This is a genomic window from Streptomyces sp. JLBG701, assembly GCF_058544905.1.
In genome coordinates, this window is the sequence record NZ_CM178588.1 from 5,269,501 (window position 1) to 5,289,818 (window position 20,318).

At 70.5% G+C, this 20,318-nt stretch carries 21 protein-coding genes and 1 pseudogene; 14 read left to right on the top strand and 8 right to left on the bottom strand.

The features are described from left to right. Positions 1-23: 23 nt before the first annotated feature. A complete protein-coding gene (gene arfB, locus AC5DRG_RS24065; RefSeq protein WP_491812700.1) occupies positions 24-461 on the bottom strand; it encodes an alternative ribosome rescue aminoacyl-tRNA hydrolase ArfB in 438 nt (145 codons plus the stop codon). A 172-nt stretch (positions 462-633) separates the two neighbouring features. Between arfB and AC5DRG_RS24070 the strand changes: the two genes are divergently transcribed. Further along, a complete protein-coding gene (locus AC5DRG_RS24070; protein WP_086762889.1) occupies positions 634-1,209 on the top strand; it encodes a TerD family protein in 576 nt (191 codons plus the stop codon). A gap of 82 nt (positions 1,210-1,291) precedes the next feature. Here the strand turns inward: AC5DRG_RS24070 and AC5DRG_RS24075 are convergent, their stop codons facing one another. After that, on the bottom strand, positions 1,292-1,741 hold the full coding sequence (locus tag AC5DRG_RS24075) for a DUF5707 domain-containing protein (protein WP_491812701.1): 450 nt from the start codon (positions 1,739-1,741) through the stop codon (positions 1,292-1,294). Positions 1,742-2,008: 267 nt separating this feature from the next. Between AC5DRG_RS24075 and AC5DRG_RS24080 the strand changes: the two genes are divergently transcribed. The 3 genes from AC5DRG_RS24080 to AC5DRG_RS24090 are packed head-to-tail and all read left to right on the top strand — an operon-like array spanning position 2,009 to position 5,359. Beyond that, on the top strand, positions 2,009-4,366 hold the full coding sequence (locus AC5DRG_RS24080) for a histidine kinase (RefSeq protein ID WP_491812702.1): 2,358 nt from the start codon (positions 2,009-2,011) through the stop codon (positions 4,364-4,366). After that, positions 4,363-5,046: a response regulator gene (locus AC5DRG_RS24085; protein ID WP_491812703.1), complete on the top strand. Its 684-nt coding sequence runs from the start codon at positions 4,363-4,365 to the stop codon at positions 5,044-5,046. Before AC5DRG_RS24080 ends, AC5DRG_RS24085 begins: the two co-directional genes overlap by 4 nt. Positions 5,047-5,071: 25 nt before the next feature. Next, positions 5,072-5,359 (top strand): SCO4225 family membrane protein, encoded by a 288-nt coding sequence (locus tag AC5DRG_RS24090; RefSeq protein ID WP_491812704.1) that lies wholly within the window; start codon positions 5,072-5,074, stop codon positions 5,357-5,359. 178 nt (positions 5,360-5,537) lie between these two features. Here the strand turns inward: AC5DRG_RS24090 and AC5DRG_RS24095 are convergent, their stop codons facing one another. Continuing rightward, complete coding sequence (locus tag AC5DRG_RS24095; RefSeq protein ID WP_491812705.1) at positions 5,538-5,930, bottom strand: VOC family protein; 393 nt, start codon at positions 5,928-5,930, stop codon at positions 5,538-5,540. Next, positions 5,927-6,265, bottom strand: a complete 339-nt coding sequence (locus AC5DRG_RS24100; protein ID WP_491812707.1) for an ArsR/SmtB family transcription factor — start codon at positions 6,263-6,265, stop codon at positions 5,927-5,929. Before AC5DRG_RS24100 ends, AC5DRG_RS24095 begins: the two co-directional genes overlap by 4 nt. A 121-nt stretch (positions 6,266-6,386) precedes the next feature. On the opposite strand from AC5DRG_RS24100, the gene AC5DRG_RS24105 reads away from it, so the two are divergent. The 3 genes from AC5DRG_RS24105 (at position 6,387) to AC5DRG_RS24115 (ending at position 8,548) form a co-directional block, all read left to right on the top strand. Beyond that, positions 6,387-7,019 carry an HD domain-containing protein gene (locus AC5DRG_RS24105; RefSeq protein ID WP_491812708.1) on the top strand — a complete coding sequence of 211 codons (633 nt, stop codon included), beginning with the start codon at positions 6,387-6,389 and terminating at the stop codon, positions 7,017-7,019. A 41-nt stretch (positions 7,020-7,060) separates the two neighbouring features. After that, the gene (locus AC5DRG_RS24110) at positions 7,061-7,525 is read left to right on the top strand and encodes a VOC family protein (protein ID WP_491812709.1); all 465 of its coding nucleotides are present in this window, start codon (positions 7,061-7,063) and stop codon (positions 7,523-7,525) included. A 75-nt stretch (positions 7,526-7,600) separates the two neighbouring features. Next, on the top strand, positions 7,601-8,548 hold the full coding sequence (locus AC5DRG_RS24115) for a GNAT family N-acetyltransferase (protein ID WP_491812710.1): 948 nt from the start codon (positions 7,601-7,603) through the stop codon (positions 8,546-8,548). Positions 8,549-9,071: 523 nt separating this feature from the next. Here the strand turns inward: AC5DRG_RS24115 and AC5DRG_RS24120 are convergent. Further along, positions 9,072-10,508 (bottom strand): annotated as a pseudogene (locus AC5DRG_RS24120) (M1 family metallopeptidase); the annotation flags it as partial. A gap of 7 nt (positions 10,509-10,515) precedes the next feature. Between AC5DRG_RS24120 and AC5DRG_RS24125 the strand changes: the two are divergent. Then, positions 10,516-11,016 carry a hypothetical protein gene (locus AC5DRG_RS24125; RefSeq protein ID WP_491812711.1) on the top strand — a complete coding sequence of 167 codons (501 nt, stop codon included), beginning with the start codon at positions 10,516-10,518 and terminating at the stop codon, positions 11,014-11,016. A 59-nt stretch (positions 11,017-11,075) separates the two neighbouring features. Here the strand turns inward: AC5DRG_RS24125 and AC5DRG_RS24130 are convergent, their stop codons facing one another. Beyond that, a complete protein-coding gene (locus AC5DRG_RS24130; protein ID WP_491813131.1) occupies positions 11,076-11,723 on the bottom strand; it encodes a pentapeptide repeat-containing protein in 648 nt (215 codons plus the stop codon). Positions 11,724-11,938: 215 nt separating this feature from the next. On the opposite strand from AC5DRG_RS24130, the gene AC5DRG_RS24135 reads away from it, so the two are divergent. The 3 genes from AC5DRG_RS24135 to AC5DRG_RS24145 all read left to right on the top strand — a co-directional run bounded on the left by AC5DRG_RS24135 (position 11,939) and on the right by AC5DRG_RS24145 (position 15,729). Then, positions 11,939-13,105: an NAD(P)-binding protein gene (locus AC5DRG_RS24135; protein ID WP_491812712.1), complete on the top strand. Its 1,167-nt coding sequence runs from the start codon at positions 11,939-11,941 to the stop codon at positions 13,103-13,105. Positions 13,106-13,189: 84 nt separating this feature from the next. Further along, the gene (locus tag AC5DRG_RS24140; protein WP_491812713.1) at positions 13,190-14,155 is read left to right on the top strand and encodes a zinc-binding dehydrogenase; all 966 of its coding nucleotides are present in this window, start codon (positions 13,190-13,192) and stop codon (positions 14,153-14,155) included. 65 nt (positions 14,156-14,220) lie between these two features. Further along, the gene (locus AC5DRG_RS24145) at positions 14,221-15,729 is read left to right on the top strand and encodes an MFS transporter (RefSeq protein ID WP_491812714.1); all 1,509 of its coding nucleotides are present in this window, start codon (positions 14,221-14,223) and stop codon (positions 15,727-15,729) included. Between the two features lie 452 nt (positions 15,730-16,181). On the opposite strand, the gene AC5DRG_RS24150 is transcribed toward AC5DRG_RS24145, so the two are convergent. Then, on the bottom strand, positions 16,182-17,588 hold the full coding sequence (locus AC5DRG_RS24150) for an NAD(P)/FAD-dependent oxidoreductase (protein WP_491812715.1): 1,407 nt from the start codon (positions 17,586-17,588) through the stop codon (positions 16,182-16,184). Between the two features lie 10 nt (positions 17,589-17,598). Further along, a complete protein-coding gene (locus AC5DRG_RS24155) occupies positions 17,599-18,264 on the bottom strand; it encodes a rhomboid-like protein (protein ID WP_491813132.1) in 666 nt (221 codons plus the stop codon). A gap of 4 nt (positions 18,265-18,268) precedes the next feature. On the opposite strand from AC5DRG_RS24155, the gene AC5DRG_RS24160 reads away from it, so the two are divergent. The 3 genes from AC5DRG_RS24160 to AC5DRG_RS24170 are packed head-to-tail and all read left to right on the top strand — an operon-like array spanning position 18,269 to position 20,298. Further along, entirely contained in the window at positions 18,269-19,216 is a 948-nt protein-coding gene (locus AC5DRG_RS24160) for an aminoglycoside phosphotransferase family protein (RefSeq protein WP_491812716.1), read from the top strand. A 9-nt stretch (positions 19,217-19,225) separates the two neighbouring features. Then, positions 19,226-19,768 (top strand): GNAT family N-acetyltransferase, encoded by a 543-nt coding sequence (locus tag AC5DRG_RS24165; protein WP_491812717.1) that lies wholly within the window; start codon positions 19,226-19,228, stop codon positions 19,766-19,768. A 50-nt stretch (positions 19,769-19,818) separates the two neighbouring features. Next, positions 19,819-20,298 (top strand): GNAT family N-acetyltransferase, encoded by a 480-nt coding sequence (locus AC5DRG_RS24170; protein ID WP_491812718.1) that lies wholly within the window; start codon positions 19,819-19,821, stop codon positions 20,296-20,298. Positions 20,299-20,318 lie beyond the last annotated feature (20 nt).

Consider the following 20,318-nt stretch of genomic DNA (forward strand, 5'->3'; position numbering starts at 1 on the left):
CGGGTACGGATGTGCGGCGGCCCTCAGGACCAGTCCCGCCCCGTCCGCCCCCGCTTCGTGTCCGAGCGCTGCTTCTTCTCCCGCAGCCGGCGTTCGTTGATGCCGCGCGGGATGCGGGTCGGGCGGCGGGTCTTGGGCGGGGGCGCGGTGGCTTCCGCAAGGAGGGACGCGAGGCGTACGGCCGCGGTCTCGCGGTTGCGCCACTGGGACCGGTGCTCGGAGGAACGTACGGTCACGACCCCGTCGACGAGGCGGGACGCCAGCCGCTCCAGGGCGCGCTGCTTCCACACGTCGGGCAGGGCCTCGGTCTTCGCGAGGTCGAACCGCAGCTCGACCTGGGAGTCGCTGGTGTTGACGTGCTGCCCGCCGGGCCCGGAGGACCGCGAGAAACGCCACATGAGCTCGGCCTCGGGCAGGGAGACGGAGCCACGGATGACGTAAGGACCGGACATGGGGTCCATGGTCCCGTGTCTGTCCCGTCCACGTCACCCCGTTTTCGCCGTGGCGGTTCCGCCAGGAAGGTAAAGAAAGTAAAGACACGGGGAACCTTCGACACCCCTCGCCGCGTTCATAGGGGTAGCTGTAGCTTCAAGCCCGTACTGCCGTACATAACGAGGGAAGGACTCCCAAACCATGGCTGTAAGCCTGTCCAAGGGTGGCAACGTCTCGCTCACCAAGGAGGCTCCGGGCCTGACCGCCGTCACCGTGGGCCTCGGCTGGGACGTCCGCACGACCACCGGCACCGACTTCGACCTCGACGCCTCGGCGATCGCGGTCAACCCGCAGGGCAAGGTCTACTCGGACGGCCACTTCGTCTTCTTCAACAACAAGCAGACGCCGGACCAGACCATCGTCCACACCGGTGACAACCGCACCGGCGAGGGCGCGGGCGACGACGAGGCGATCAACGTCAACCTGGCCGGTCTCCCGGCCGACGTCGACAAGATCGTCTTCCCGGTCTCGATCTACGACGCGGAGAACCGCTCGCAGAACTTCGGCCAGGTCCGCAACGCCTACATCCGCATCGTCAACCAGGCCGGCGGCGCCGAGATCGCGCGCTACGACCTCTCGGAGGACGCGGCGACGGAGACGGCGATGGTCTTCGGCGAGCTGTACCGCAACGGCGCGGAGTGGAAGTTCCGCGCGGTCGGCCAGGGCTACGCCTCCGGCCTGGTCGGCATCGCCCAGGACTTCGGCGTCAGCGTCTGACACACGCGTTGCACGGCCAACGGCCGCCCGTCCGGGGAGCGTTCCCCGGACGGGCGGCCGTTGCGTTGGGTCAACCGGTGGGTCAGCCCTTGACCTCGAAGGTGGTCGCGCGGGGCACGTACTTCGTGTCGCCGTCCTTGGCCGTCGCCAGCACCGAGACGTACCAGGTGCCCTCGCCCATCTCGGCCACCTCCTTCTTCGTCACCGGCACCGTGTAGGTGCAGCGGGACGTCTCGTCCGAGGTGGCCTTGCAGGTGGCGCTCTCCACGGACCGCATGTCCTTCTCGCTCACGTCGAGCTTCGAACTCTTGGGCCACGCGAGGACCTTGAGGTTCTTGACGCCGGAGTCGTCACTCACGTCCGCGGTGAAGGTGAGCGAGCCGGCCTTGGCGTCGGTCGGGGCGACGTAGCGGGCCGAGCTGTTCTCCACGGTCAGTTCCGTGGCGGCCGAGGCGATGGCGAGGCCTCCGGCGGTGATTCCGGCGACGGCGGCAACAGCGGCGAGCGACGACACGATGATGCGCTTGGACATGGGAATTCCCCCTGGGTTGTGTGGGTGGTGAAAGCAGTGGTGGAGGCGGTGGTGGAAGTGCTCGTCGACCGCTTCCTCGATGTGATCGAGCCTATGGACGGGGCGGGGCACAGTCCTCGGGCCGCAGGACGATTGCCGCGTCGAACCGGAGATAGAGAGGACGTCCGGGCCCTCCACCTGGGCCGTGTCTGCAACCCAGGTAAGAGACCGGAATCCCCCTCCAGCCGGACCCGGGCCGCTCGCTCGCGCCCATAGCCTGGATCAGCCATGAATAGAACCGATACCGACGACCGGCTGGTCGACGACCGGCTGCTCCCGGTCCTGCTGCTCTGCGCCCAGGCCGTGGTGTGGCCAGGGGCCGCGCTGGTCCGTGGGTCCGCCCCGCCCGCGTACGCCCTTCTCGTGGCCGCCCTGGTCGCCGGACCGGTGACGGCCGCGCTCGCCCTGCGTCGCGCCCGCCCGGTGACCACGCTCGTCCTGGTCGCCGCCGCGTGCGCGCTGGGCGCCGGGCCGCTGCCCGCCGGGGCGATGGCGGTACTCGGCACCGCGGGCGTGGCGCTGGCCCTGTTCACGGTGGCGACCGAACGCGACACCTTCACCGCCGTGTTGTGCGTGGTCGCGCTGGCCGCCTGGCAGTTCCTGCAGGGCATCACCCTCCACGGCCTCAGCGACCGCAACGGCCTCGACCTCGTCCTGACCGCGCTGCTGTACGCGGCCGCGTGCGGCGCGGGTCTTCTGGTACGACGAACCCGTCGCGCACGACAGACGGCCGAACGTCTCCTCCACCGGGCCGAGACCGAGCGCCACCGCCTCCCGGCGGCCGAACGCCGCCGTATGGAACGGGAGTTGCACGACGTCAGCGCCCACCACCTGACAGCCGTGGTCGTCACGGCGGGCGCGGCCCTCGGCCTGCGCGAACGCCGCCCCGAACTCGCCGACGAAGCACTGGAGTTCGCGGCGGAGACCGGCCGCGAGGTCACCCGGGCGCTCAGCGCGGTACGGTCCCCGGCGCCTTCCCGGGAGGACCTCCCCTCCCCGGAGGAACGGCTGTTGAGCCTGGTCGCGGGCTTCCGCCGCCTCGACCAGCAGGTCGACTGCGAGATCGACCCGCTCCCGGACGGCGCCGTCGCGGACGCGGCGTACGGCATCGTGCGCGAGGCCCTGACGAACGTGGCACGGCACGCCCCCGGTGCGCATACGACGGTGCGGTGCTCGTACGGCGACACCCGCACGGACGTCGTGATCACGAGCGCGGCACCGCCGGCCGGTTCGGTGGCGTACGGCGCGGGGCTGGGCGGAGGACGCGGCACGGGCTTCCTGCGCTCCCGGGCCCGGGAGGCGGGCGGCACGCTGACCACCGGCCCGACGGCGGAGGGCGGTTGGGAGGTGCGGGCGGTGCTGCCCGGCCGGACCTCGGCCCTGGCGGAGCGGACCGCTCCGCGGAGCTACCGGGTGGCGCAGGTGGTGGCCGCGGTCGGCCTAGTCCTGCAGCCGTTGCTGCCGGTGCTGGTGATCCGGACAGAGGCGGCGTCGAGTGGTTCGCATGTCTCGGCGGGCGTGCTGTTTGCCCTGCTGGCGGCTGGGCAGGCGGTGGCGTTGCTGTGGCTGCGCCGGGCGCCCCGTTCGGCGTACGGGGTTCTGCTCGGCTTGGCGCTGCTGTGGCCGGTGGCGATGGCGGTGGGGGACTACAGCGGGCCGGTGCTTTTGCCGCCGGCGTTGAGCTTGATTGGCACGTGCGTGGGACTGAGCGGTGTGCGGGGGGTGCCGCTTTCTGCCGTCAATCGTCTGCGGCGGCATCGTGGCTGGTCGCGCAGTTCCCCGCGCCCCTTCGCGGCGCTGCCGCTCGCGGCGGTGGCAGTGCACGCGATCGCCGCGACCGTCGCCGTTGTTGACCGGGGTACGACGGTTCCCGTCTGGGCAGTCGCCGGGTTGGCTACGGTCGGAGCGGGTGTGGCGGTCGGTGTGGCCTGGTGGGTCGGGAGCCTGCGGGGGCGGCGCGACCGGGCCGACCGGGGAGTGCGGGAGGAACGTCTCGCCGTCCTGACCGAGGAGGCCGTCCGGGACGCGTGGGCCGAGCGGCGCCGTATCGCCGCCGGGCTGGAGACGACCGTACTGTCGCGGACCACCGACATGGTCGCGGAGGCGGAGGCGGGCCGGCTCGACGCGACCGCCGAACGGGCCCGCGAGGCCCTGACCGCGATGCGCGCCCTCCTCGACACGGTTCGGGCGGGGGAAGGCGACGGCGAGACGGGGCCGGAACTACGCCCGCAGCCCACCCTCCAGGCCCTCGACCTGCTGGCCCACCAGTGCCGGGCCACCGGCCGCGACGTGGAGATACGGCTGACCGACCGCGTACCGGAACGACTCCCCACCGCCGTGGACCTGGCCGCCTACCACGCCGCCGAGACACTGCTCGCGGCCGGCGGCGAGGAGCCCGCGCTGCTCGAACTCGACGCGGTCGACGGTACGTTGACGTTCACGGCCACCGGGGTGTCGCGAGCCGCCGACCCCGCCGTACGAGAACGGCTGGCGGCCCGCGTCGCGGCACTCGGCGGCACCGTGACCGCCGGCCCGCAGGGCACGGTCACCCTTCGGCTGCCACTCGGGGAGGAAAGAGAGCAATGAGCCTCAACGTGCTGGTCGTCGACGACCAGGGCATCGTCCGGGCGGGGTTCGCCGCAGTGATCGACGCCGAGGAGGACATGACGGTCGTCGGCGAGGCCGCGGACGGCGCCGCCGCGGTGCGTCTCGCCGAAGAGCTGGCACCCGACGTGGTCGTCATGGACGTACGAATGCCCGAACTGGACGGCATCGCCGCCACCCGCATCATCACGGGCCGGGAGAACGCGCCCCGCGTCCTCGTCCTGACCACCTTCGACCTCGACGCGTACGTCTTCGACGCGCTGCGCGCCGGCGCGAGCGGCTTCCTCCTCAAGGACGTGCACGCATCTGAACTGCTGCAGGGAATCCGGGTGGTGGCGGCCGGCGAGAGCGTGCTCGCCCCGTCCGCGACCCGCCGCCTGATCGGCCACTACGCGTCCGGAGCGGGCCCCGGGTTCCGGGACGAGGGCGGCCCCCGCGAGCTGGACAGCCTGACCGGCAGCCAGCGAAACGTCCTCACCCTGATCGCGGCCGGCCTCAACAACGCGGAGATCGCAGAGCAACTCGGCATCACGGTGGGCACGGTCAAGTCCCACGTGAACGCGCTGCTGCGCAAACTCGGCCTGCGCGACCGCGTCCAGGCGACGATCCTCGCCTACGACCTGGGCCTGGCCAGCCCGAACCCGCCCGGCACCCACATCTGACCATCACGACCGAGGAGTCCACCCCGTGTCCTTCCCCCGCAGTCTGCGCCAAGCGCTAGGCAACGTCGTAGCCCTCGCGTACCTCGCGGTCTGTGCCGCCCTGCTCATATGGGCCCTGGTGGTGAGCGCCGGCGACAGCTCCGACGAGTCCATGGCAGGAGTCATCCCCCTCCTCGCCACCGCCCCGGCCAGCCTCGTACTCCTCTTCCTCCCGGACGGGGCCGCGATGGTGATCGTCGCGGTGGCGGTCGGGGCGCTGGTCAACGCGGCAGTCATCGGCTGGTGTGCGCGGGCGCTGCGGGGGTCCCGCTGAGGTGCTCTATTCGACCTCCGCGCGTGCCGCCTCCAGAAAGGGCGGCCTCGGGCCCGTTGACGGAGTCCCAGAGCGGCCCCTCGACGGCGGCCTCGGCCGGCAGCCGCCACAGGGCGTGGTCGACTGCGGTACCTGAGATTGCAAGTCCCCCCCCCAGCCGTGAACGGCTTACTGCTGCTTACTGCGGCTGTGTCGCGATCTGGATCAAGTTGCCGCAGGTGTCGTCGAAGACGGCCGTGGTGACGGGGCCCATCTCCAGGGGCTCCTGGGTGAAGCGGACGCCGAGGGCGCGCAGGCGCTCGTACTCCGCCTTCACGTCGTCGACGGCGAACTGGGCGAGCGGGATGCCGTCCTTGACGAGCGCGTCGCGGTAGGGCTGGACGGCCGGGTGGCCGGAGGGCTCCAGGAGGAGTTGGGTGCCGCCTGGCTCGTCGGGCGATACGACGGTCAGCCAGCGGTCCTTCTCGCCGATCGGGACGTCGTACTTCTTCACGAAGCCGAGGATCTCGGTGTAAAAGCGCTCGGCCTTGGCCTGGTCGTCGACGAAGACGCTGGTCAGATGGATCTTCATGGCGTGCTCTCTTCCGGTCCGAAGGTGTCGGGCATGTCGGGTGCGTCGGGTGTGTCGGTCGTATCAGGCAAAGGCCATCGCTCGGTTATCTGTCGCAGCGGGGCCGTGTTCAGGTCGTGGAACTTGTAACGGCCCTCCCGCCTGGTCTCGACGAGCCCGGCGGCCTCCAGCGCCGCGAGATGCTGGGAGACCCCCTGACGCGAGATGCCGAGCCGATGCTTCATGCTCAGCCGCGAGCAGATCTCGAACAGCGTCTGCCCGGACTTCTCCGTGAGCTCGTCGAGGATGATGCGGCGCGTGGGGTCGGCGAGGGCTTTGAAAAGGTCGTCGGCCACGCCCTCAGAATAGGCAAGTCATCACTTGCCTATCAAGTCGAATGCCGCATGGCCCGATCCTTGCGAACCGTGGCCATCCGGCCACTGGTGAGCAGGAGGGGCCGCTTCATAGCGTCGAGGTATGACATTCACCCTTGAGCTGCCGACCGGGTCGCTGGCCGATGCCGTACTGGGGACGGTGCGGTCCTCGGAGAGCGTCTCGATCGCTAATCACAGTGTGCGGAGCTTCCTCTTCGCTCAGCTGCTCGCCGCGCACGAAGGTGCCCTGGACGATGCCGCCTACGACCGTGACCTGCTCTTCGCGGCGACCGTCATGCATGACCTGGGGGCCGGCGAACTCGCGCACGGGGAGGCGCGGTTCGAGGTGGAGGGGGCCGATCTCGCTGCCGCACTGCTGACCGAGCACGGCGTCGACGCGGGGGACGTGGACCGGGTGTGGGAGGCGATCGCCCTGCACACCTCGCCCGGGATCGCCGAACGGCGCGGGTTGCTCGCCTATCTGACCCGTGAGGGCATCGGAATCGACTTCGGGCGGAACGCGGAGGTCGTCGCCGACTGGGAGAAGGAGATCCACGGGGCGTATCCGCGGCTTGCGATGGCCCGGTCGTTGACCGACGCCATCGTGGAACGGGCCGCCCGGTCCCCCGCGGCGGCGCCCCGCTACTCGATCGGCGGCGAACTGCTGCGCGAGCGCCGGGCCGACGGGGTCACCGCCCTCGAAATCGGCGCCGCGGCCTCGCCCTGGGGCGAGTGAGCTCGCGGGCCGTTGTCAGTGGTGCGCAGTACGGTCCCGTCATGGCCATCAGGATCAGTCTGACCCTCGACTGCAATGACGCGAAGCTCCTAGCCGACTTCTGGAAGACGGCCCTGGGCTACGTCGACGAGCCGCCGCCCGCTCCCTTCAAGACCCGTGAGGAGTGGTTCGCGAGTTTCGATCTGCCCGAGGACGACTCCGTCGACGACGGGGCGTGGCTCTGCGATCCCGACGGTGTCGGGCCCAACCTCTCCATACTCAGGGTTCCCGAGCCGAAGACGGCCAAGAACCGGCTCCATATGGACGTACGGGTGCCGGGGCACGGCAGTCACGATGAGCGGTGGGCTCGGATCAGGGCGAAGGCCGGGCGGCTGGTGGAGGCGGGCGGGGTCGTCATGGAGGAGTTCGACGGGCATCACATTGTGATGAGCGATCCGGAAGGCAATGAGTTCTGCGTCGCCGCGACCCGGCCCGACCCCACCGGCCCAACCTCACATGACGGCTGACGGCTGACGGCTAGCGGTCGGCGGGCGGCGGATTTGCGTCGCCCAGCCCCTCGCGCAGGCCCTAGCCTGCCCCGCATGCGTCTCGAACTCCTCCCCCTCACCCCCGACCACGACATCCCCGGCCCCCTGCTCACCGAACTCACCGCCCTCTACGCCTCCGACCGCGACTTCCAGGCCCTCAGCGGGGACTTCCCCGACCCGGACGACATCCGGCCGGAGCAGGTGGCCGCCGCGTTGGCCGAGGAGTTGGTGAATCCGGACGTGGAGGTGTTGCTCGCGCGGAGTGAGGGGCGGCTGGTCGGGGTCGTGATCACGCTGGCCCGGCATCCTGATCCCGCTGATCCGGATCCGTGGATCGGGCTGTTGATGGTGGATGCCGGGGCGCAACGGCGGGGATACGGGCGGAAGTTGGCCACCGCTGTCGAGGAACGGTTCCGGAGCGCCGGGCATGCCGCCGTACGGCTCGCCGTGCTCGACGCCAACCCCAAGGGGCTCGCCTTCTGGACCTCCCTCGGCTACGAGGTCATCGATCACCGGCGGGACCGTCACCTCGACCGGCCCTGCTCCGTGCTGCGCAAGCCGTTGCGCACGCCCCGCCGCGCCGCCCGCGTCGCCGTGCTGGATCCCGACGGTTCCGTCTTCCTCTTCCGGTACGACAACGACGAGGTCGGCTTCCACTGGGCCCTACCGGGTGGGGGGTTGGAGCCGGAGGAGACGCCCCGCGAAGGCGCCCTGCGCGAACTGCGCGAGGAGACCGGCTGGACGGACCTGGAGCCCGGCCCCCTGCTGTGCACGTGGGAGCACGACTTCACCCGCGCCGACATCCCCGTCCGGCAACACGAGCACATCTACGTCACCCACGGGCCGCGCCGCGATCCCATCGGCCCGGATCTCGCCGCCGCCCACGCCGAGGACGGGATCCTGACCTGGCGCTGGTGGACCCGTAAGGAACTCGCCGAGGCGCCCGAGCCGGTGTGGCCTCCTGAACTGGCCCGACTGCTGGATGAGTTGGGCCACTCGTGACCGGCCTCTACGTGGGAAGCTCACCCGCGTGGAATGGATAACCCTCGCCGCTACGGCACTCGGTGCGGTCGTCGGTGTCGGCTCGACGATGCTGGCCGAGCGGGCCCGCTGGCGGCGCGACTCGGCCGAACGGTCCCGGCAGGAACGTAAGGAGATCTACGTCGCCTGCCTCACCGCCTTCCGGCAGGCGCACGAGGCCATGCGGGCCATCGCCACCGGCGATCAGGCGCGGGAGGCGGCGGCATTGGACGCGGCCGTGCGGGAGGCGTTCCGTGCGGCGGGGTGCAGTGAGGCGCGCGACTCGGCGGCCATACTCGTCGCTCCCGAGATACTCACGGCGATCGACGACGCGTTCTACAGCCTGCGCCACCTTCGGGACACCCTCGCCAGTGGCAGCCTTACCGCCGACACCCCGTATCACGAGGTCCAGATGGAGCACCGTCGCGCCCTCGTGCGGGCGCAGGCCGTCATGCGCGCGGACCTCGAACGCCAACCCTGAGTCGGCACGGGCCCGTTCACCGCTGCTCTCCGGCTTGCCCTTCCCGTACAGCCAGTCCTCCCAGATGCCGCTGAAGTCCTTCCCGGGCGCCATCTCCTCCACGTACGCCGTGAAATCCGCCGTGTCCGCGTTGCCGTGGCGGTGGGTTGCCGGCCAGCCCTGGATGATGTCGTAGAAGGTGTCGTCGCCGACCGTCTGGCGGATCTTGTGGAGGACCATCGCGCCGCGGTCGTAGACCGGGGGGTCGGAGATCTGGGCGGCGGTGGGGGGCTTCGCCGGGGGGAAGGCCCAGATCGCCTTGTTGTCCTTCTCCTCGTCGTAGTAGTCGCCCTCGTAGAGGGACTCGAAGATCTCTTCCGCCGTCTCGCCGTCGTGGTCCTCCTGCCACAGCCACTCCGCGTACGTCGCGAAGCCCTCGTTGAGCCACATGTCCCGCCAGGTTTTCGGTGTGACGGAGTTGCCGTACCACTGGTGGGCCAGTTCGTGGACGAGGAGTTCGGTGTCGGGGGCGCCTGGGAAGACGGGACGGTTCTGGGTCTCCAGGGCGTATTCGGCGTCCGACTGGCGGTCGATGATCGCGCCGCTGGAGGAGAAGGGGTACGGGCCGAAGTTGTACTCCTCCCATTCCATGATCTCCGGGATACGGGAGAGGGCCTTGCGGCTCGCCTTCGACTCCGTCGGGTCCACGGCCACGTACACCGGCAGGCCGTTCGAGGTGGTGGAGCGGGTGATGTCGTAGTCGCCGATCGCTACCGTCGCCACGTAGCTCGCCATCGGTTCGGCCGTGCGCCAGGTGAAGGTGGTGCGGTTCCCGGTCGTCGTCTCGTTCTCCAACTCGCCGTTCGAGACCGCCTGTACGCCCTTGGGGACGGTGACCGCGATGTCGTACGTCGCCTTGTCGGAGGGGTGGTGGTTGCCGGGGAACCATGTAATCGAGCCCGTCGGTTCTCCCAGCGCCAGCGCCCCGTCCGCCGTGGGCAGCCAGCCCTCGTGCGAGTCGTCCGGGTCGGTGATCGTCTCCGGGGTGCCGGCGTAGCGAACCGTCACCCGGAACGTCTCCCCCTTGTCCAGGTCGTCGTGGGGACGGACGGTCAGTTCCTGGCCGGTGCGGTTCCAGCGGGCCGTGCGGCCCTCGACCCGGACGGCCGTCACCTCCATGCCCTTGAGGTCGAGGTCGAAGGCGCTCAGGTCCTTCGTCGCCCGGGCCGTGATCTCCGTGGTGCCCGTGAGGTGGTGGGTGTCTGGGGTGTAGGCGAGGGCCAGGTCGTAGTGCGTCACGTCGTAGCCGCCGTTGCCCGCCTTCGGAAAGTACGGGTCGCGTACGCCCGCGCCGCCCGGGGTGCCGTGGACTCCTGCGGTGCACGCCGTCAGGGCTAGGAGGAGGGCGGCTGTGAGCGGGCGGGCAAGGACTGGCGGTACGGATCGGGGCACGTCCAGGATCCTATGAGCGCGTGACACCATCACCTACGTGCTCGACATCGGCTACGCCCTCTCCAACCGCTTCCCGGACCCGCCGCAGACGGACTACCGGCGTGCGGACGTCCACGCGCTGCGGCATGACCTGTTCTGCGGGGACGTGTATCTCGCCGACAGCAAGGCGGACCGGGAACTGTCCACAGCGTGGGGATGGGTGCCGGTGCTGGACTTCGCGTGGGCGTTGTGCGACATCGTGGAGCAGGTTGATCAGGATCCGGCGGGGTCGCGTGCGGCGCGGCCGCAGCGGGCCGAGCTGGACTTCACCGAGTCCACCGACCGTATGTTGTTCGAGCGGCGGTTCGGGTGGGTGGACATCGAGGCCGACTGGATGGCTGCCGACGAGCCTGCGCTCAGCTTTTCTCATGCCGAGCTGCGGCGGGAGGCTCGGGACTTTCTGCATGACCTGATCGCCGACCTGGTCGATCTGCACGACGACCTCGCGGAGAACCCGGCCATCTGGACGTTGCAGGCTCGCTTTCCCCGGGTGTCCTGAGCCGGGGTTCCCCCTGGGGGCTGCGCCCCCAGACCCCCTATCCCACCGCCCCTCACCCCTCACCCCTCCACCCGAATCCCCATCTCCGCCGCCAACACCGCCGCCAGATCCAGCAGTTGCGCCGGGCTGATCACCGCCCCCGCCAGTCGGTCCACCCCCCTCGCGATCCCCAGCTCCGCCACGCCTCGCAGGTCGACGTCCACGAGCGTCGCCGAGGTGAAGTCCGCCCCCTTCAGCGTGCAGTCCACGAACTCGACGCGCTCCAGGCGGGCGCCCCCGAAGTCCGGCTCCACCAGGACGCAGGACTCGAAGACGACGTCCCGGAGTCTCGCCTTGCGCAGGTTCAGGTAGTCGATCTTGCCGCCGCGGACCAGGACCCGTTCCAGGACGGCGCCGTGCAGCTGCACTCCGCCCATGCGGGGGTCCAGCACCTCGACATCGCGCAACGTCGACTCCGCGAGGTCGGTGCCGACGCCTCGTATGCCCGTGAGGACCGAGTCGAGGAGGCGGGCGTGGTGCAGGCGGGTCTCGTCCAGGGCGCAGCCAGTCAGCGCGCAGTCCATGAAGCGTGCGCCCACGCCGTCCTGCCCGACGAAGTCCGCCTCCCGGATCTCCAGCCCGTCGTAGTCCCCGTCCGGCTCCAACTCCCCGCCCCTCCAGGGCTCCAGCACCGGCAACCGCACCTCCGGCCGCCGCGCCGCCTTCACCCCGGTCCCGCCGGGCCTGTCGGCACCGCCCGTCCCGCCCGCTCCACCTGCCGCTCTCCTCGCCATGCCCCCATGCTGCACCCCACCACTGACAATCGCCCCCACCCCTCCCTGACCTGCGAAAACGCCGCCCATGTCACATTCCGGGGCCCGAACCAGTCGTACTCACAAGGAACGCAGAAAGGCGACCCCCAACCAAAGGGAGACCCCCAGCCATGCACCGCATCACCGTCATCGGCGGCGGCCTCGCCGGACTCACCGCCGCCGTCACCGCTGCCGAGGCGGGCGCCAAGGTCACCGTGTACGAGGCCCACCACACCCTGGGCGGGCGGGCGCGGACCGCCGAAGGGCCGTACCGGACGAACGAAGGGCCGCACGCCCTCTACAGCGGCGGCCCGCACTGGGCCTGGCTCCGGCAGCGCGACCTCATCGGACCGCTCGCCCCACTCCCACCCCTGGAGGCCGCCCGGCTCCGGCTACGGCATCACGGCGTCCTGCGCCGCACCCCGCCCTTCGCCATGCTCAAGCTGCTCCGGAGGACTCCCCAACAGGCCCCCGTGGACGTCGACTTCATGACCTGGGCCACCGAGCAGGCCGGCGAGGAAGGGGCCCGGGCCGCCGCCCACTACTCCGCCGTCGCCCTCTTCCACCACGACCCCGGCGCCTTGTCCGCCGCCTTCGTGCAGGAACGTCTGCGCCGGGCCACCAAGTTGCCGCCCGAGGCCCACTATCCGCGCGGCGGCTGGGCGAACGTGATCGACCGGATGGCCGCCCGCGCCTGGAATCTGGGCGTACGCATGGAGACCCTGTCCCGTGTCGACGTCCTTCCCACCGACACACCCGTCGTCGTCGCCACCTCCCTCGACGCCGCCCGGCGACTCCTCAGGGACGACAGCCTCACCTGGACCAGCGGCCGTACCGCCCTCATCGATCTCGCCCTGCGCACCCGGCGCGGTGACGCCTTCGCCGTCTCCGATCTGGACGCCCCGGGATGGATCGAGCGGTTCACGGCACAGGACCGGTCCCTCGCTCCCGCCGGGGAACAGCTCCTCCAAGGGCAGATTCCCATCGCCCCGCACGAGTCCCGCGCCGACGGCATCGCCCGTGCCGAGCACCTTCTCGACCTGGCCTTCGACGGCTGGCGTGAGCGGGTCATGTGGCGGCGCGAGGCCGTCGCCGACGGTCGTACCGGTGCCGTCGACCTGCCCGGCACCAGCTGGCGCGACCGGCCCGCCATCGACCGCGGCGACGGTGTCTATCTCGCCGGCGACCAGGTCGCGGCGCCCGGTGTCCTGTCCGAGGTCTCCTTCAACAGCGCCCTGACGGCCGTATCACTGGCTTTGTCCCCGGGTCGGCGAACCCTTGACCTCAAGCATGCTTGAGGTTGAAGAGTGGGCCTCCTACCCACAGAGAACCAGCACGTATCGCATCCATCAGAGAACCAGCGCATATCTATGGGGGCCCATATGCACGCCGTACGACTGCACACCTTCGGTCCGGCCGAAAACCTCGGCTACGAGTACGCCGACGATCCCCTCCCCGGCCCCGGCCAGCTCCGTATCGCCGTTGCCGCGGCCGGAGTCCACCTCCTGGACACCGTCCTGCGGAGAGGCGAACAAGGGCCGCTGCCCGAGCCGCCCACCCTCCCCACCATCCCCGGCCGCGAAGTCGCCGGCGTCGTCGAGTCGCTCGGTGAAGGGGTCGCCGGGCTGTGGCTCGGCAAGCGCGTGGTCGCCCATCTCGGGTTCGCGCCCGGCGGTTACGCCGAGTTGGCCGTCGCCGATGTCGACAGCGTTCACGAGATCCCCGGGAATCTGGACTTCGCGCAGGCCGTCGCCATGATCGGGACAGGGCGTACGGCCATGGGGATCGTGCAGTTCAGCGAGCTCGGGCCGGACTCCGTGGCCGTGGTTCCGGCGGCCGCCGGTGGGCTCGGCACCCTGCTCGTGCAGTACGCCCGGCACGCCGGCGCCACGGTCATCGGGCTCGCGGGCGGGCCGGAGAAGGTCGCCCTCGTGCAGGCGAACGGCGTCGATCTCGCCGTCGACTACACGGACCCGGAGTGGCCGGAGAAGGTCCGCGCCTGGCTGGGCGGGCGGCACGCCACCGTGGTCTTCGACGGGGTGGGCGGCGATGTCGCCCGGCACGCGACCGGGCTGCTCGGGCCCGGCGGGCAGCACCTCGTCTTCGGGTGGTCAAGCGGTGCGCCGTATGCAGTGGAAGGGGTGTCCGAGCAGGTGCTCGGGCCCGTGATGATGCGGCGGGCCGGCGGGCCGAGTCCCATCCGCACCCTCGAACTGCGCGCCCTCGCCGAGGCAGCCGCGGGGCGGCTCGTCCCTGCCGTGCGGCGTTTTCCGCTCGCCGAGGCGGCGTCCGCGCACCGGGCACTGGAGACGCGGGGAACGACCGGGAAGGTGGTGCTGGAACCGTGAGCAGGAAGATCACTCCCCAGAATGCGAAAGATGCGACAGCTCCCGATTCATGGTCTTCTGGCCGGGTGAGTGTCACCCGAACAGGTGAAACCGACGCGGACCCGGGCGCCGACCCCCGCCGCTGGTGGGGTCTGGTGGTCATCGCCCTCGCGCAGCTGATGGTCGTCCTCGACGCGACCATCGTGAACATCGCCCTGCCGTCCGCCCAGGCCGACCTGAACATGTCGGACGGCAACCGGCAGTGGGTCATCACCGCGTACACGCTCGCTTTCGGCGGGCTGCTGTTGCTGGGCGGGCGGATCGCCGACCTGATGGGGCGGAAACGGACGTTCATCTTCGGGCTGATCGGGTTCGCCGCGGCCTCCGCGATCGGCGGCGCGGCCACCAGCTCCGGGATGCTCTTCGGGGCCCGCGCGCTCCAGGGCGCCTTCGCCGCCGTACTCGCCCCGTCCGCGCTCAGCCTGCTCACCACGACCTTCACCGACCCACGGGAGCGCGGAAAGGCCTTCGGGATCTACGGCGCGCTGGCCGGCAGCGGATCGGCGATCGGGTTCATCGCGGGCGGCCTGCTGACCGAGTACCTGAACTGGCGCTGGTGCCTGTACGTCAACATCCCCATCGCGGTCGTCGCCGTCTTCGGCGCCTTCGCCCTGCTCCACGACCGGCCCGGCAACACGGGCGCCCGGCTCGACGTACCCGGTGTGCTGCTGGGCTGCGGCGGACTCGTCGCGATCGTCTACGGCGTCAGCGAGGCGGAGTCGCGCGGCTGGTCGGACTCGCTGGTCCTGGGGCTCCTGGTGGGCGGGGTCGTGCTGCTCGTCGCCTTCGTGCGGTGGCAGGCGCGGGCGACGCACCCCCTGCTCCCCCTCCACATCGTCAAGGACCGCAACCGCGCGGGCTGCTTCCTCACCATGGGCCTGGCCGTCGTCGGCATGTTCGGCATGTTCCTGTTCATGACCTACTACCTCCAGGTCGTCCTCGGCTACTCGCCGGTGAAGACGGGCCTGGCCTTCCTGCCCATGACAGCGGCGATCATCATCGGCTCCACGCAGATCTCGGCCCGGCTGATGAACCGCGTGCCGCCGCGCGCCCTGATGGTGCCGGGCATGATCCTCGCGGCGGGCGGCATGCTCTTCTTCACCCAGCTGACCGTGGAGTCGGCGTACGCCACCGAACTGCTGCCCGGGCTGCTCCTGATGGGCCTCGGCATGGGCCTGACCTTCATGCCGGTCTTCGCCACCGCCACCGCGGGCGTCGCCCCGCAGGACGCGGGCGTCACCTCGGCGACCGTCAACACCTCGCAGCAGGTGGGCGGTTCGATCGGCACGGCCCTCCTCAACACGATCGCCACCACCAGCAGCACGGCCTACATCGCCGCCCACCTCCACGACCCGGCCCAGCGCGAGCTGATCGCCCGCGAGGGCGTCGTGCACGGCTACACGGTCGCCATCTGGTGTGCCGTCGGCATCATGCTGTTGGCCGGGCTGGTCGCGGGGCTGATGGTGACGGCCAAGGCGCCGAAGCAGGGGGTTCCGGCGGCGGAGGAGGAGGCCGTACCGGAATCGGTGGCCTGAGCGCCGCCCGGCAAAGGGCGATGCCCCGGCGCAGAGGCGACCGGGGCACCGCAACATGACGCCGGGTTCAGTCGTGCGGCCGGAGCAGCAGCTCCACGATCAGGCCCCAGACCACTTTCGCGGCCACTGCGACGGCTAACCGTTCTGCCAACTCTTGACGCCAACCACGCTTCTTCTCGGACATCGTCCGACCTCCTGGGTTTCAGCTCCAACGCGGACGACGGGTCCATGAAGTCGAACAGGACCCGCCCGAGACGCGATGCAGGGGAGCACCGGTCCCGCTTGCGGAGGGAAGCGCCCGTCCCCGGCCGAAGGTCCCCCGGGCCACCGGCCGGGGACAGGCTTCCCCTGTTTCCGCGCCTGGAGCTGAATGTCAGGCGGTGGAACCTTTCATGGTAGCCACGTATGCACCAACTGGCGTGGTTTCTGCATGAGTTGATCTTGCGTCAGGCTTAGCTCCGCCCGGCGATCCGGTCGGCGAACCGCGCCAGTCGCGACGACTCCGCGCTGTGCGTGGTCAGTTCACGCCGGTCCGCCGCACGGTACGTGGCGTACATCCCGTGCACCCCCAGCCAACGCAGCGGCTCCGGCTCCCACTTGCGCACCTTGTGACCGACCCAGGGCAGACCGGTGAGCTCAGTCGGGCCGCCCTGCCCGGAGTCGATCTGCACCAGATCCCGCAGGGTCCGCGCCGCCAGATTCGCGGTGGCGACGCCGGAGCCGACGTAGCCGCCCGCCCAGCCGAGGCCCGTCGACCGGTCCAGGGTGACGGTGGCGCACCAGTCGCGCGGCACCCCCAGCACACCCGACCAGGCGTGCTCGATGCGCAGTCCGGCGAGCGTCGGGAAGAAGCGGACGAGGATGTCGCGGAGTGCCTCGATCGTCGCGTCCTGGGTGCGCCCGTCGTTGTCGGTGCGCGATCCGAAGCGGTACGGCATCCCGCGCCCGCCGAGCGCGATCCGCCCGTCGGCGGTGCGCTGGGCGTACATGTAGGCGTGCGCCATGTCGCCCAGCGTCTCGCGCCCGTCCCAGCCGACGGCCGCCCACTGTTCATCGGTCAGCGGTTCGGTCGCGATCATCGAGGAGTTCATGGGCAGCCAGGTCCGCTTCTGCCCCTTCAGGCTCGCGGTGAAGCCCTCGGTGCAGCGCAGGACGTACGGCGCCCGGACGGTGCCGTACGGCGTCACCGCGTGCTTCGGGCGGATCTCCGTCACCGGAGTCGATTCATGAATCGTGACGCCGAGCGCCTCCACGGCCGCCGCGAGCCCCTTCACCAGCTTCACCGGGTGCACTCGCGCACCGTGCGGCGTCCAGCTCGACCCGACGGCGCCCGCGACCCTGATCCGCTCGGCGGTCTCCCGGGCGCCGTACAGCTCGCGGTCCTTCTCGCCGTACGACAGCTCGTGCGCGTGGAAGTCCTTCAGTCGCGCCAACTGGGCGGCCGTACAGGCGACTTCGAGGACGCCGCCGCGCTGGATGTCGGCGTCGATGCCCTCTTCCCCGGCGACCCGGACGACTTCGCCGACGGTGTCGTTCATGGCCTGCTGCAGTCGTACGGCGGCGTCCTGGCCGTGGAGTTTCGCGTACCGGTCGCGGCCCGCGATGCCGTTGTACAGCCAGCCGCCGTTGCGGCCGGAGGCGCCGTAGCCGCAGAACTTCTGCTCCAGGACGGTGATCCGGAGGAAGGGCACCGCCTTCTTCAGGTAGTAGGCGGTCCACAGTCCCGTGTACCCGCCGCCGACGATCACGACGTCGGCGGAGGCGTCACCGGTGAGCGGCTCGCGGGCCGCCGGGATACCGTCGTCCGCGTACCAGAAAGAGATGCCGCCGTTCACGACCTGGCTTGCCGAGCTGTTCATGGCCGGGACGTTAATCCCTGAGGGCGGTCGCTGTCTCCTTCGGATTCCGCACTCCTGTCCGCCCCCGGACCAGTGGATAGCAGGCCAGTCCGATCAGCACGGAGGTGAAATGCCCGAGATCGGTGAAGGTGCGCCCGGTGATCAGCGGCACCCCGTAGACGAGGAGCACTCCGAAGACGTACGGATAACGCCACGGCACCCGGATCCGGTACGTCAGCACGGCAACGACCCCGGCCAGGGCATAACTCACCCCGATATCAAGGGTGTTGACCGCCGACCCGGGCGCCATGTCGTGCCGGATCGCCCACAGCAGCGCGCCCTCGCTGATCAGCGAGGCCAGGACGTGCGCGGCCGCGCACACCAACAGCCAGCGGGCGGTGCCGAGCCAGCGCTCGGCGGGCGCATGGAAGACGGAGTAGAGGACGGCGTACGGCAGCCATATCCCGCCGTCGATCCACATGGCGCTGGCGATCAGCACCCGCACCGGGTTGCTGGACAGCTCGTGGATGTTCGTCGACCGCTGCCGCAGGAACTCGGTCTCGAACTCCGGCGACATGTGGTGCATGGCCACGGAGGTGACGAAGAGGATCGCCAGCCAGGTGTACGTGCCGGGGGCGCTGCGGACGTACGCCCCGACGCGCGTCCACACCCTGTGGAAACCCCGGCTGATTCGCATTCGCATGAGCCGATTCACGCACGCCGGTAACGTCCGGTACGTGATCGACATTCCGGACGAGCTGATTGCCCGGCACGAGCGGTTCGGCGGGGAGGCGGGGCGGGCGTTCGTCGCCGAACTCCCGACGCGGGCCGCACGGTTCCTGGACCTCTGGCAACTGAGGCTGGACGGGCCGTCGATGTGCGGCATGTGGGCGCTGGTCCTGCCGGTGGTGCGACGGGCCGAGGGAACACGGGCCGTGCTCAAGCTCCAGGACGTGGACGAGGAGACCGTAGGGGAGCCGGTCGCGCTACGGACATGGGACGGCGACGGGGCCGTACGACTACTGGAATCCGATGCCGAGACGGGCACGCTGTTGCTCGAACGGCTGGTTGCCGGGCGGCAGTTGGCCGGCCTGCCGGACTCGCGCGAGGCCACGCTCGTCGTCGCCCGGCTGCTGGCCCGGCTCACGGCCGTCCCGGCCCCGCCCGGTCTGCGGCGCCTCGGCGACATCGCGGCGCGGCTCCTGGAACGGACCTCGACGGCACTGCCCCGCGTCCCCGACCCATCCGAACGTCGGCTGCTCGCGGACTGTGCAGCGGCCGTGCGCGAGGTCGCGGCCGAGCCCGGCGACCGACTCCTGCACTGGGACCTGCACTTCGAGAACGTCCTGGCCTCCGACCGGGCCCCCTGGCTCGCCATCGACCCCAAACCGCTCGCGGGCGACCCGGGCTTCGACCTCCTCCCCGCCCTGTGGAACCGCTTCGACGCGGACGAGGTGCGGTGGCGCTTCGACGCCATGACGGAGGTGCTCGGCCTGGACCGGAACCGGGCGCGAGCGTGGACGCTGGGCCGGGTGCTGCAGAACTCTGTGTGGCAGACGGAGGAGGGCCGTCCGCTGAACCCGGAGCAGATGGAGATCGCCCGACGGCTGAGGGATATTGGTTTGCCGTCAAAGAGGCCGGTCGGATAGGAAGCTTGCATGCTTAGAGGCAGCAAGGTCGGGCTCAGGGCTCGGCACGATGAGGACATCCCGATCCTGCGGACCGAGCTCTACGACGACGTGGTCAACGGCTCGCGGGCCGACGGCAGGCCGTGGCGGCCGATCACGCCCGGCTCGAAGGACCCGCGGCTCGTGGTGGACGACAAGGAGCAGGGGCACGTCCCGTTCTCCGTGGTGGAGCTGGAGGGCGGCACGCTGGTCGGCACCGCGAATCTGTGGGGCATCGACAACCACAACCGGAACGCCCACATCGGGCTGGGCCTGCTGCCGGCCTCCCGCGGCAAGGGCTACGGCACCGACGTCGTCGCGGTCCTGTGCCACTACGGCTTCATCGTGCGCGGCCTGCAGCGACTGCAGATCGAGACGCTGTCGGACAACACCCCGATGCTGCGCTCCGCCGAACGCAACGGCTTCGTCCGCGAGGGCGTACTGCGCTCCTCGGCCTGGGTGCTGGGCGAGTTCCTGGACGAGGTGCTGCTCGGGCTGCTCGCCCAGGACTGGAAGCCGGAGCTGAAGGGCTAGGGCCGGCCGGGCCCACTCCTCATAGGTTGGACAGGTCCTAGCCTCGCCCTATGATCCGCACCGCGACTCCCGCCGACATCCCGGTCATCCACACCCTCGTACGCGAACTGGCCGAGTACGAGAAGGCGGTGGAGGAGGCGAAGGCGACCCCCGAGCAACTGCACGAGGCCCTCTTCGGCGACCGGCCGGCCGCCTTCGCCCACATCGCGACCGACGACACGACCGGCGAACCCGTCGGCTTCGCACTCTGGTTCCTCAACTTCTCCACCTGGCGCGGCGTCCACGGCATCTACCTGGAGGACCTCTACGTCCGCCCCACCGCCCGAGGAGCCGGCCACGGCAAGGCCCTCCTCACAGAACTGACCCGACTGTGCGTGGAGCGCGGCTACGAGCGCCTGGAATGGTCCGTCCTCAACTGGAACCGACCCGCGATCGACTTCTACGAGTCCCTGGGTGCCCGGCCGCAGGACGAGTGGACGGTGTACCGGCTGACGAACGGGGCGCTTACTCGGCTGGGATCGGCGGGCTGACCGGTGATCCAAGGAGGACG